This window comes from Flavonifractor sp. An112 (assembly GCF_002161085.1).
GTDB lineage: Bacteria > Bacillota > Clostridia > Oscillospirales > Oscillospiraceae > Flavonifractor > Flavonifractor avicola.
The window spans coordinates 1-11648 of the sequence record NZ_NFLU01000030.1 but is presented as its reverse complement, the minus strand read 5'-3'; the positions used below and the strand labels follow the sequence as shown (position 1 = coordinate 11648).

Below are 11648 nucleotides of genomic sequence, written 5' to 3'. Positions count from 1 at the left end.
TTAGCCCCGAACCGCTTGTTTCGGTTCTTTTTCAAGCTCGTTCGTACCTTCCGGCGCGAACTCATTTAGTTTACCACGCACACTCGCGTTTGTCAAGCACTTTTTTCTGATCCCTTTCCGCAAGGCCGTCCAGGTTCCCCTCGGTTTCTTCCGGTTTTGGTCAGATTTTCATGCCCTCTCGCAAGGCGCTCAGATAGAATATCACTCTCGCCCCCATTTGTCAACACCTTTTTTCACTTTCCGCCCTTTTCTTTTTCCGTCCCGGATTTTCGGACAGCAGACACCAGGTCCTCATAGGAGAAAAGCGCATTCAGTACCTCCAGCATGGCATTGGGAGACAGATGCCCCGGCAGCCCCAGCTGCTTCATCAAGGCCTGCCTGCGCTCGGCTGATCCAGCCCCTCCAGACAGCCCCAACAGCATCAGATCCGCCTTGGTGATGGCTCGTCCACACCGTACCGGCGGAGCATCTTCTTCCAGAAAGGTAGCCCCCGCCCGTCGGAGGGCCTGTTCCAGTACCTGGGGACGCATCCCTTCCACGCCCAGCTTCCCCTCTTTTCCCGGCGTACGCTTCCGTCGTTCCTTACCCAGGATATCAGGCACATAGGCGTGCTTCACCTGTTCCGGCGGAATGCTGCCCTTGAGGAAATTGCGGATGACAAAACCAGCCCCATCCGGATCGGTGAGGATGATAAGGCCCCGCTCCGCCGCCAAGCGGCGGAACAGGGCCAGTTTCTCACTGTTTTTAAATACACCAAAGCCGGAGGTCTCCACAATAATGGTATCCACCATCTGAGAGAGGGTATTCTTATCATAACGCCCCTCTACCACAATAGCCTCTTTGATCCGCAGCATACTCAGCTCCAGTGCAGGCAGGCGTATCCGACGTGCCAGCCGTCACCCAGGTTTTCCGTGTACAGAACACCGGGCCGGGCACTGCCCCGCCAGGGTTGCTGATGGACATTCAGGCGATCCAGAGGCTGATCGGACAGCCAAGCCCGTGCCGCACCGTTGCAGAGACACACAGTCAGCGCACCATCCTCCAGGCGAACCGCCTCCACCTCCAGGCCATCCAGCGGTTGGGTACTCAATCCCTCCGAGGGCAGTTCCCCCGCCTGGGCCGCCTTCCGCAGAAGCTGCAGCTCGTCCCTCCGCACCGCCAGCAGCTTGCGGACCTGCTCACGGATGATCTCCATCTGATTCTTTCTGCGATTGGCGGTCAGATACCACCCCGCCGCGCCGGCGGCGGCAAGCGCCACGCCAAAGATCGCACGCTTTTTCATTATCATCAGGCTCCTTTCTTTACGGCCAGCTCCATCAGCAGGCCAGTCAACAGTTCTTCTCCATCCGCGCCAGTGGATTTCATGGCCAGATCTACTTCGCCACAGCGGATCACCGCCCGGCGGCACCAACCCAGAGAAAACCGCCGGGCTGACTGCATCATCCGTTCCGCCGGATAAGCCGAGCGCAGTCCCCACAGCTCCATCAAATAGCGGCTTCCCTTCCTGTGTTCCAGGGCCAGCCGGGCTGTATAGAGCTGCCGCAGCTGCTTGCCCAGGGCCGCCAGCAGTTTGATGGGAGGCTCCTGCATATGATAGAGGTCCCCCAGCACTGAGGCCGCCTTGTCAAAGTCTCCGGCGGAGATGGCATCGGTCATCTGGAACACCACCGCATCCAGCTGGGGTGTGGCTACCGCATCGATATCCTGTCGGGTGACCCGCCGGTGAGAGGCATAGGCACCGATCTTGCCGATCTCCGAAATCAGAGTGTGCATCAGATCTCCACACAGGAAGATAAGATACTTGGCGTCCTCAGTACCGATATCATGGTCCATGGCCCGGAAGCGCCGGGCGATCCAGTCCACCAGGTCCCCCTGCTCCTGCCGGTTGAAGGGCACTACACTGCCCTTCTCCTTGATGACACCGGCCAGCTTGGTACGGGCGTCTGATTTATATTCAATCAGGTCATACACAAAGACCAGGCACACATAGTCGGGCAGATCCTTCAAAATGGTAGTGAGGCCTTCCTTGTCTCCCTTGAAGAGATCGTAATCATTGACTACAATCATGGTGCGGGGACTCATCATAGGCAGGCAGTCCACCGTCTGGGCCAAAATCTTCAGATCAAACTCCTTGCCTTGGATCACATGGTAGTTGAAGGCCTCCATTCCCGGAGGCAGCAATTTCTGCTTCATCTGTCCCAGATAGTAGTCCCGCAGATAGGCCTCCTCGCCATGAAACACATAGAGGCTGCCCAGTGTGCCGCTTTTCAGATCCTGTTTCAGCTTCTGATAGGCGGCAGTATCCGGTTTTCCCTTTGGCGGCATGGTATCTTCTCCTTATTCCGCAGTAATGGTAACGGTCCCCGACCAGTCAGTGCGGTAGATCTGGCATCCGTGCTGGGACAGCCGGGCCAGAGTCTCCGCCGCCGGGTGACCGTAAGTATTGTATCCAACTGATATAACAGCCCATTCCGGCTGTATGGCCTGGAGCAATTCGTCCGACGAGGCGTATTTGGAGCCGTGATGGCCTGCCACCAGCAATTCCGTATCCGGCAGATCTCCGTATTTCACCAGCCGCCCCTCCACCGTGGTATCCATATCCCCGGTGACCAGGAAATCAAAGTCCCCCGCGCTGCCCAGCACCGACAGCCCCTCCTCGTTGCTGTCGCCGCTGCCCATGGGCGGATAGATTTTCAGGCTGGACTCGCCCAGCTCCGCGGTGGCCCCGTCGGTGACCAACAGAGTCTCCACTCCACGGGCTCGGGCGGCAGCCTCCACCTCTGCCCGCAGGGCACTGTCCGGCTCCACGTCAGGCAGAATCAGCAGTCCCACATCCATCCGCTCCAGCAGTTGAGGAATTCCGGATGCGTGGTCGTCGTGATAGTGGGTGAGGATCACCAGGTCGATGTGGCTCAGGCCCAGAGACTGAAAGTAATCCGCAGCGGTATTTCCCGCATCGTAGCCGCCGCAGTCAACCAGCGCGGTCTGCCCCCGGGAATAGAGGGCCACGCTGAGCCCCTGACCCACATCCAGCACCGACACAGTAAGCCTCCCGCCGGTGAGGGCGGCGGCCTGGAGGATCAGAGCTCCGCAGAGGGTGGACGTGCTGAGGCACACCGGCACCGCCACCCGGCCTCTGGGGCCCCGCCAAAGCACCCACAGGAAAATAAGTCCATAGGTCAGAGCCATCCACAGAATCAGATAGATGGAATGGACGGCCACCGAGGCAAAGGGCAGTCCTGCCAGGGCTGCGGTAAGCCACTGGAGATACCACACCGGCAAGGAGACCACCCAGGCCATCACCGTGGCCACGGCAGGCAGCACAAGCCCCACCAGCGCCGTCACCAGCCCACCCAGGAAGGCATCGGACACCGCCCACAGGGAGAGCAGATTGGTAAGAGGTGAAATAAGCGTTACGCTGCCAAAATAGAAGGCCATCAGAGGCGTGGTGAACACAATGGCTCCCAACGTGGTGGCAACAGTGGCGATAATCACCCGGGCCACCCGGCAGCCCAGTTTGAGCCAAAAGTTCTGGGGCTTGCGGGGCAGTCTGCTCTCCCACTTCTCACACAAAGGCCCGGTAAACAGAAAGATACCAGCCACGGCGGCAAAGGACAGCTGGAGGGACACGCTGGCGGCGGCATAGGGATTGACCGCCAGCAGTATCATCAGCACGGTACTGAGGCTGGTAGGCGGATCATTCTCCCGGTCCACCAGCGGGGCAATCAGGAGCAAAGCCTGCATCAACGCCGCCCGCTGCACCGAGGGGGTGTTGCCTGCCACGGCGCTGAAAAAGAAGAGCAGGCAGATGCCCACCACTGCCGACAGCCGCCTGCGGCGGCCCAACAGAGTAGTAATCAGTCCGGCCAAAAAAGAGACATGGAGGCCGGAGACTGCGATCACATGGGCCAGTCCAGACCGGCGCAGGGCACTGTACACCGCCTCAGGCAGTTCCGTCTTGTCTCCCGTCAGCAACGCGGTGACCAAAGGCGCGGTACTATCCGGAAAAGCTCGGTCCACGCTGTCCTTCAGCGCCCCACTGAACAGGGCGGGCCAGCAGCCCACCGGAGTCTGTTCCGGCCGTTCCGCCGTCCATTCCTTCCCGCCACTGCCGATGAGGAGTACCCCTTTGGCATAATAGTAGCTGGTAGTCTCCCCCGCCATAGTGTCTGCCATACGGAAGGAGGCGGTCACTGTCAGCCGGTCACCGGGCTGCAAGTCCGCGGCCTCCTCCCCGTTCAGGTAAAGCAGGGTCTTAACCGGACTTCCATCGTCCCCATAGATCTCCGCCATAACAGAAGTGCTGTAGCTGTTCTCCTGAGGCCAATCGGTGACCAGAGCCGTAACCGTCGTCTCTGTGCCATTCAGCCGCAGAGCTGGTACCCGTACCAGAGCGCAGTATACTCCCGTCCAACACAGGCCCGCCGCCAAACCGAAGCAGATCAGCAGCGTCCGCAGACGGGCTTTGCCCCGAAGGAACAGTCCGGCCAGGGCTGCCAAACCACAGCACGCCCCCGCCGGTACCAGTACGGCCTCCGGCAGCAGATAAACCGCCAGAAACACCGCGCCGGAAAAGGCAGCGGCAAACCAGGCCAGCTTACGCATAGGGCATCCCAGCCATGCAGCGAATAGACTGAACATACATGGTCATCACCTTATCCATGATACCAAACTGAGCCATACAGCGCAAGACATGACTCCATGCACAGTCACAAAAAATGCAGAACAGCCCCCGCCCTTCTAGGGCAGGGGCTGTCTTTCTATCTGGTTCTTATTTCTTCCGCAGGAAAGAGAACTTGGTCTCGGAGCAGATCACGCCCACAAAGATCAGGGCAAAGCCCACCAGCATCAGGGCAGTAGGCTGCTCGTTGGCGAAAATCATGGAGAAAATTACGCCGAAGGGAGCTTCCAGGGACAGGAGGACCGCCGCGGTGGAGGGGGCGGTGTATTTCTGCCCGATGTTCTGGAAAAGCAGCGCGCCGCAGGAAGCGAAAATCACCAGATAGGCCAGGCCAAAGATCAGATCGCCGTTGAACACCTCGGGACTCACCGAGGTTCTGGTAACCAGCACGCCGATCCAGGAAAACACGGCAAAGCTGGCAAACTGGAGGGTGGTCAGGATGAAGATATCTCGGCCCTCGGAGAACTTGGACACCGCCACGATATGGGCGGCAAAGAAGAAGCCGCCGATAAGGGTAAGTACATCACCCATATTGAAAGCGGAGGCGTTATCGCCGGTAACCGACACCAGACCGATGCCAATGATGCACAGCAAGGCGGCAATCACATTGAACTTGTCCGGCCGGCGCTTGGCCACGATCCAGTACAGGAAGGGGACAATGACGCAGTAAACCGCAGTGAGGAAGGCGTTCTTGCCGGGGGTGGTCTGTTCCAGCCCGTAGGTCTGGAAAGCATAGGCCACAAACAGGCAGAAGCCCATTACTGTACCGCCAATCAGGTAGTGGCGGTCCATCACCTTCCATCGTTTGATAAAGACCACCGCCAGCACAAGAGCGGCAAAACTGAATCGAATGGCCAGTAGCCAGAAGGTGGGCAGCACATCCACGCTGCTCTTCATCACTACAAAGGAACTACCCCAAATAATCGTAGCGAGGATAATCAGCGGGGTGGCGAACTTGGCCAGGACACTGCTTTCATTGGTTTGGCTCATGGTTGTACCTCTCCTTTACCTATGGTAAAATAAAATGTAATCCCAACAAAGGGGGGCATCCAAATGAAACCGCTGGATCGGACCTTTTTTGCCCGGGACACCTTGGATGTGGCCCGGGATCTGCTTGGAAAACACTTGGTCCGGATATGGAACGGGGAAACGCTGGTGGGTCGCATTACAGAAACCGAGGCCTATATTGGCCGGTGCGACAAGGCCTGCCACGCCTATGGCTACCGCCGAACCGCTCGGACCGAGACTCTCTTTGCCCCGCCGGGCACCGCATACATCTACCTGATCTACGGGATGTACCACTGTCTCAACTTTGTGACCGAGGCGGAAGGGGAGCCTGCTGCCGTCCTGCTGCGGGGTCTGGAACCGGTGGATGGGTTGGCTCGTATGAGCCTCAACCGCTTCGGCAAAATGCCCGGAGAGCTGACTTCCTATCAAAAGAAGCACTTTCTGGATGGACCGGGCAAGGTGTGCAAGGCCCTGGCTCTTACCCGTGCCCAAAACGGTCTGGACCTGTGCGGCCAGGAGTTGTTTCTCTGTGACGCAGGCGAAACACCCGCTGTCATCCATACAGGCCCCCGCATCGGCATCGATTACGCTGAGGAGGCCGTTCAATTCCCCTGGAGGTTTTATGTATGATCCTGTTTGACTTTGACGGCACCCTGGTGGACTCCAACGGCGTGTGGGAGGAGGTGGACAACACCTTCCTGACCCGCCGGGGGCTGACCCCCACCCAGGAGTACAGCGAGACGGTGGGCCACTCCATCTTCCCTCTGGCTGCCCAGTTCACCATCGATTACTACCACCTGGACACCACGCCTCAGGCCATCATGGACGAGTGGACCCAGCTGGGCCGGGAGGCCTACCTATCTCAGGTCCCCGCCAAACCGGGAGCTCTGGCCTTTCTGGACCAGTGCCGGCGGCAGGGGCAGACCATGGTATTGCTCACCGCCTGCGTGCCCGAATTCTGCCAGGCCGCCCTGAAGCGGCTCAATATGGAGAACTACTTCTCCCGCCTCATCTTCGTCCAGGAGCTGGGTATGCTGAAGAAGGACCCGGCCACCTTCGTCCATGTACTGAAAGAGCTGGGAGCCACGCCGGAAGATAGTACCCTCTACGAGGACTCTCCCGGCGCCTGCGCTGCCGCCAAGGACGCGGGGCTGACCGTAGTAGGGGTGTACGACCCTTTTTACGCCCGGTACGAGGGCGAATTGAAGGAGCTGTGCCATCAATACATTTATAGCTTTACGGAATTGCTTCAGCCGTAGCATTTCTCCGGGCCACCTTCCGGCGGCCCGGTTTTCTTATACCTTGGTCATATACTGGGAGGCAGATTTCAGCATCAGCTTTTTGGTACCCACGCTGTCGAAGGCGATCTCCACCAGGGCGTCGCCGCCCATGGGAGTCACCTTGGTGATCAGGCCCTGACCGAAGGCCTTGTGCCGCACCGTATCGCCCATGCGGAAGGCTCCGCCGGACGGAGCGGCCTGGCTTGCCGCAGGCGCCGGGGCAGGCTGGGCCGCCGGAGCCGTATGGCCCAGGGAGAAGCCGTGGTCGAAAGTGCGACGCACTGGCGCGGTCTTGCGGGCAGGCCGCTCCCCCTCACCCCGCTCGCCGTAGGGCAGGCGGCCGGACTTCTCCACCAGTTCCGGTGGAATCTCCCCCAAAAAGCGGGAGGGACGGTTGGAATTGGTGCGGCCGAAGAGCATACGCTGGGAGGCACAGGTCATATACAACTTCTCCTTGGCCCGGGTCATAGCCACATAGCATAGCCGCCGCTCTTCCTCCATCTCCTCTGGCTCACCGATGGCACGGATGCCGGGGAAAATGCCCTCTTCCACGCCTACCACAAAGACCACCGGGAACTCCAGGCCCTTGGCAGAGTGCATGGTCATCATGACCACGCAGTCCTCGCTGGAGTCGTGGCTGTCAATATCGGTATAGAGGGCGATCTCATCCAGGAAGCCTGCCAGAGAGGGCTCCTCCACCGCATTGTCCAGGTAATTCTGGATGGAGGTGGCCAGCTCCCGCACGTTCTCCAGTCGGGTGCGATCCTCAATGGTCTTTTTCTGCTCTAGCATTACGGCATAACCGGTGCGTGCCACTACCTCTTCGTAGAAGGCAGGCAGAGGCAGCTCCCGGGACAGTTTCCGCAGATCGTCCATCAGTTCCACAAACTGGCCCAGCTTGGGAGCCGCCTTCTGCAGCTCCGGCCAATCCTTGGCGTGGCTGATGACCTCCCACAGGGACCTGCCCTCAGCCTGGGCAATGTTCTGCGCCCGGTCCACGGTGGTGGCGCCGATACCGCGGGGCGGATTGTTGATAATGCGGGAGAGCCGCAGATCGTCGCCGGGGTTGTTCACGGCGCTCAGGTAGGCCAGCATATCCTTGACCTCGGCACGGTCAAAGAACCGGATACCGCCGATGATGCGGTAGGGGATACCGTTGCGCTTGAAGGCCTGCTCGATCTGGTTGGACTGGGCGTTCATACGGTAGAGCACCGCGTGATCTTTCCAGCTGCGCCCGGCGGAAAAGCCTGCCAGAATCTGAGCCGCCACATACTGGGCCTCGTCGTGCTCATTCATGGCGGTATAGCACTGGATCTTCTCGCCCTCTTCGTGCTGAGTCCACAGTTCCTTGCCCTTGCGGCCCTCGTTGTTCTTGATAACTGCGTTGGAAGCCTCCAGAATGTTCTTGGTGGAGCGGTAGTTCTGCTCCAGCCGGATCACCCGGGCGCCCTTATACTGGCTTTCAAAGGAGAGGATGTTCTCAATGGTGGCGCCCCGGAAGCGATAGATGGACTGGTCGTCGTCACCCACCACGCAGATGTTCTCATAACCTCCCGCCAGAGTGGAGGCCAACAGATACTGTAGATTGTTGGTATCCTGATACTCGTCAATGAGGACGTAGCGGAATTTCTTCTGGTAGTAGGTCCGTACCTCCTCAAACCGCTGGAGCAGGCGCACCGTATCCAGGATAATGTCGTCGAAGTCCAGGGCATTGGCTTCCTTCAGCCGCCGCTCATACTCCACATAGATCTTGGCCATCTTCACCAGGCGGAAGTCTCCCGCCTTCTCGCACTGGGCCAGATAATCCGCCCCGGACAGCATGGCGTCCTTGGCCCGGGACAGGTAGCCCAGCACCGTGCGGGCAGAGAAAGTCTTGTCGTCCAGGTTGAAGTCCTTCACAATATCCTTGATGACCCGCTCGGAGTCGGCGGTGTCGTAAATAGTAAAGGAACTGGTAAAGCCCAGCCGGTCAATGTCCCGCCGCAGGATACGCACACAGGCGGAGTGGAAGGTGGAGGCCCACACGTCGTTGGCGGCGGGGCCCAGCATCCGCTCCAGCCGCTCTTTCAACTCCCCGGCAGCCTTGTTGGTGAAGGTGATGGCAAGGATGGACCAGGGCACCGCCGGGTCCAGGCGGCACAGCCGCTCCTGCTCTCCTTTCTTCTCCGGATCGGGGCGGGCCACATACTCCTCCAGGAAGGCCAGATCCTCCGGCGTCACCCAGGCAGGCACTTCGTTGGAATCGGAGCCCCGGCCGTACTTCATCAGGTTGGCGATGCGGTGGATGAGCACCGTAGTCTTTCCGCTGCCCGCTCCTGCCAGCAGCAGCAGAGGCCCTTCAGTGGCCAGAGCCGCTTTCCGCTGTTCCGGATTCAGATTTCCAAACTCCAGTTCGATGGCCGCCCGTCGGGCCTTGCAAAAGCGCAGTTCCTCTTGGGTATTCAACATATCGTTTTCCTGTCTCCTTGGCAATGGGAGAGCCGCCCACAGGTGGACGGCTCCCTTTTTTGGTATCTCTATTGTATCGAAAAGCGGCGGCCAGGTCAACCACCCCCAGGGGATTCTTTTTACCGTTATGGGCTCTTTAAAGTGCTATAACTTTATAGTGCAAAAGTCTTAAGGATGTGATATAATGTGCCTCGCGTGCAATGCATCGGAAGGGAGAGGGTTGGGATGCGCCGTTTTGTTTTTCGTTCCCCCCGGCTGGGGTTTCTGGCCTGTGATCCGGCGCTGGCAGGTCCGGCGGCAGCATTCTACCGACGCAATCGGGCAGCTTTTGCCCCCTTTGATCCGGTCCAGCCCGAGGAATTCTTTACAGCAGAGGGCCAGGCAGAGCGTCTTGCCTTCGACCTGGAGCAGGCGGAGGCGGGCCGCTGTTTCCGCTTCCTGTTGGTCCAGCCCCGGCATCCCGGTAAAATCATCGGGTTGGCCGGTCTCAACGAGATCGTGCGCGGGGCCTTCCAGTCCTGCTTCATCTCCTACAAGCTGGACCACACCCTCTGGGGACAGGGCTATGGTTCGGAAGCCATCGCCGCTCTGACCGAGTGGGGCTTCCGCAATCTGGGGCTCCACCGGGTGGAGGCCAACATCATGCCCCGCAATCTTCCCTCCCGCCGGGCGGCGGCCAGAGCCGGTTTTGAAGAGGAGGGACTGGCCAAACGCTATCTCAAGATCAACGGGGTATGGGAGGACCATATCCACATGGTACGCAGAAACGAAGAGGAGGATCTCTGAATGGAACACAACAAATCCGGCGGTAAGTTTACCAGCTCCCTGGGATTTGTCCTGGCAGCGGTAGGCTCCGCCGTTGGCATGGGCAACATCTGGCTTTTCCCCTATCGGGTGGGACAGTATGGCGGCGGTGCCTTTCTGATCCCCTATTTCATCTTTGTGGCCCTGTTCAGCTATGTAGGCCTGTCCGGCGAGTTTGCTTTGGGCCGGCTCACCGGTACCGGCGCCATGGGCTCTCTGGATTATGTCATGAAATCCCGGGGCAAGAAGGGCGGCAAGATCCTGGGCATCATTCCCCTGCTGGGCGTGCTGGGCATCGCCATCGGCTACTCGGTGGTGGTGGGCTGGGTCCTGCGGTACACCGCCGGCTCTGTCACCGGCTCCATCCTGGCCGGGGATTCTCAGAGCTTTTTTGACGCGCTGGCTGTCAACTTCGGTTCCGTGCCCTGGCACCTGATTGCAGTGGTCTTTACGGTGGTCATTCTGATTTTCGGCGTGGCTTCCGGCATTGAGAAGCTGAGCAAGTTCATGATGCCTGCCTTCTTTATTCTGTTTCTCATTATTGCCATCCGGGTGGCATTCCTTCCCGGCGCGGCAGAGGGCTACCTCTACCTGCTCCGGCCCGACTGGAGCTACCTGCTTAAGCCGGAGACTTGGGTCATGGCTATGGGACAGGCCTTCTTCTCCCTGTCCATCAACGGCGCTGGTATGCTGATCTACGGCAGCTATATGAAAAAGGACGAGAGCATTCTGCGCCACGCGGGCATGACCGCCCTGCTGGACACTCTGGCCGCCCTGCTGGCAGGCTTTGCCATCATCCCCGCCGTCTTTGCCTTCGGCATTGATCCCACCAGCGGTCCCTCCCTCATGTTTGTCACCCTGCCTCAGGTCTTTGGGCAGATGCCCGGCGGCCAGATCTTCGCCCTGCTCTTCTTCGTGTCGGTGTTCTTCGCAGGTATCACCTCTCTGATGAATATGCTGGAGGCCTGCGGCGAGGCTCTCAGCTCCACCGTCAAGCTCTCCCGCCGGGCCGCCACGCTCATTGTTGGCGTGGTTACCTTCGTGCCCGGCCTCTTCCTGGAGTCCCTGGCAGGCATGGGTGGCTGGATGGACCTGATCACCATCTACGTCTCCCCCTTCGGCGCCCTGCTGGTGGCGGTGTTCATCTACTTCGTACTGCGGGTAGACACCATTAAGGACGAGCTGGCTCTGGGCGGAAAGGGCCGCCCCGGCACGTTCTTCACCGTTACCGCCCGCTTCTATGTGCTGGTGGCGGCAGCTGTGTGGGTGCTGGGCATCTACTACGGCGGCATTGGCTGATCTCATATAAATGAACACATCCACCAGCGAAGCTGGTGGTTGTCACTATGCGGGCATAGCCCTTCGTTCCTCGCGGACGCGTGCAACGCGTAATACGGATCTGCCAACTGCGTAAGGACTGCTACTTG

Annotated in this window: 10 protein-coding genes; 4 read left to right on the top strand and 6 right to left on the bottom strand. The window is 59.4% G+C overall.

Annotation, left to right across the window (positions count from 1 at the left end; translation table 11 throughout):
• Positions 1-233: 233 nt before the first annotated feature.
• The 5 genes from B5E56_RS14120 to B5E56_RS14100 form a co-directional block, all read right to left on the bottom strand.
• Complete coding sequence (locus B5E56_RS14120) at positions 234-854, bottom strand: toprim domain-containing protein (protein ID WP_087391338.1); 621 nt, start codon at positions 852-854, stop codon at positions 234-236.
• 2 nt (positions 855-856) lie between these two features.
• Entirely contained in the window at positions 857-1282 is a 426-nt protein-coding gene (locus tag B5E56_RS14115) for a toxin-antitoxin system antitoxin subunit (RefSeq protein ID WP_087391335.1), read from the bottom strand.
• Positions 1283-1287: 5 nt separating this feature from the next.
• Positions 1288-2325 carry a DNA polymerase III subunit delta gene (gene holA, locus B5E56_RS14110; protein ID WP_087391333.1) on the bottom strand — a complete coding sequence of 346 codons (1038 nt, stop codon included), beginning with the start codon at positions 2323-2325 and terminating at the stop codon, positions 1288-1290.
• 12 nt (positions 2326-2337) lie between these two features.
• Positions 2338-4605 (bottom strand): DNA internalization-related competence protein ComEC/Rec2, encoded by a 2268-nt coding sequence (locus tag B5E56_RS14105; protein WP_087391330.1) that lies wholly within the window; start codon positions 4603-4605, stop codon positions 2338-2340.
• A gap of 166 nt (positions 4606-4771) precedes the next feature.
• Positions 4772-5671, bottom strand: coding sequence for a DMT family transporter (locus B5E56_RS14100; RefSeq protein ID WP_087188681.1), 900 nt, complete (start codon positions 5669-5671; stop codon positions 4772-4774).
• A gap of 63 nt (positions 5672-5734) precedes the next feature.
• Between B5E56_RS14100 and B5E56_RS14095 the strand changes: the two genes are divergently transcribed.
• Positions 5735-6319, top strand: a complete 585-nt coding sequence (locus tag B5E56_RS14095; protein ID WP_087188682.1) for a DNA-3-methyladenine glycosylase — start codon at positions 5735-5737, stop codon at positions 6317-6319.
• Positions 6316-6948 carry an HAD family hydrolase gene (locus B5E56_RS14090; RefSeq protein WP_087188683.1) on the top strand — a complete coding sequence of 211 codons (633 nt, stop codon included), beginning with the start codon at positions 6316-6318 and terminating at the stop codon, positions 6946-6948. The genes B5E56_RS14095 and B5E56_RS14090 overlap by 4 nt, the downstream gene beginning before the upstream one ends.
• A 36-nt stretch (positions 6949-6984) precedes the next feature.
• Here the strand turns inward: B5E56_RS14090 and B5E56_RS14085 are convergent, their stop codons facing one another.
• The gene (locus B5E56_RS14085; RefSeq protein WP_087331066.1) at positions 6985-9417 is read right to left on the bottom strand and encodes an ATP-dependent helicase; all 2433 of its coding nucleotides are present in this window, start codon (positions 9415-9417) and stop codon (positions 6985-6987) included.
• 225 nt (positions 9418-9642) lie between these two features.
• On the opposite strand from B5E56_RS14085, the gene B5E56_RS14080 reads away from it, so the two are divergent.
• Positions 9643-10203 (top strand): GNAT family N-acetyltransferase, encoded by a 561-nt coding sequence (locus B5E56_RS14080; protein WP_087391327.1) that lies wholly within the window; start codon positions 9643-9645, stop codon positions 10201-10203.
• Positions 10204-11520: a sodium-dependent transporter gene (locus B5E56_RS14075; RefSeq protein ID WP_087391323.1), complete on the top strand. Its 1317-nt coding sequence runs from the start codon at positions 10204-10206 to the stop codon at positions 11518-11520.
• The last annotated feature ends 128 nt before the right edge of the window (positions 11521-11648 follow it).

Bases quoted from the DNA above. Each gene is read 5' to 3' on its own strand.
- B5E56_RS14075 (WP_087391323.1), top strand. From the start codon at position 10,204: ATGGAACACAACAAATCCGGCGGTAAGTTTACCAGCTCCCTGGGATTT.
- B5E56_RS14115 (WP_087391335.1), bottom strand. From the start codon at position 1,282: ATGAAAAAGCGTGCGATCTTTGGCGTGGCGCTTGCCGCCGCCGGCGCG.
- B5E56_RS14105 (WP_087391330.1), bottom strand. From the start codon at position 4,605: ATGCGTAAGCTGGCCTGGTTTGCCGCTGCCTTTTCCGGCGCGGTGTTT.
- B5E56_RS14080 (WP_087391327.1), top strand. From the start codon at position 9,643: ATGCGCCGTTTTGTTTTTCGTTCCCCCCGGCTGGGGTTTCTGGCCTGT.
- B5E56_RS14095 (WP_087188682.1), top strand. From the start codon at position 5,735: ATGAAACCGCTGGATCGGACCTTTTTTGCCCGGGACACCTTGGATGTG.
- B5E56_RS14120 (WP_087391338.1), bottom strand. From the start codon at position 854: ATGCTGCGGATCAAAGAGGCTATTGTGGTAGAGGGGCGTTATGATAAG.
- B5E56_RS14100 (WP_087188681.1), bottom strand. From the start codon at position 5,671: ATGAGCCAAACCAATGAAAGCAGTGTCCTGGCCAAGTTCGCCACCCCG.
- B5E56_RS14090 (WP_087188683.1), top strand. From the start codon at position 6,316: ATGATCCTGTTTGACTTTGACGGCACCCTGGTGGACTCCAACGGCGTG.
- B5E56_RS14085 (WP_087331066.1), bottom strand. From the start codon at position 9,417: ATGTTGAATACCCAAGAGGAACTGCGCTTTTGCAAGGCCCGACGGGCG.
- holA (WP_087391333.1), bottom strand. From the start codon at position 2,325: ATGCCGCCAAAGGGAAAACCGGATACTGCCGCCTATCAGAAGCTGAAA.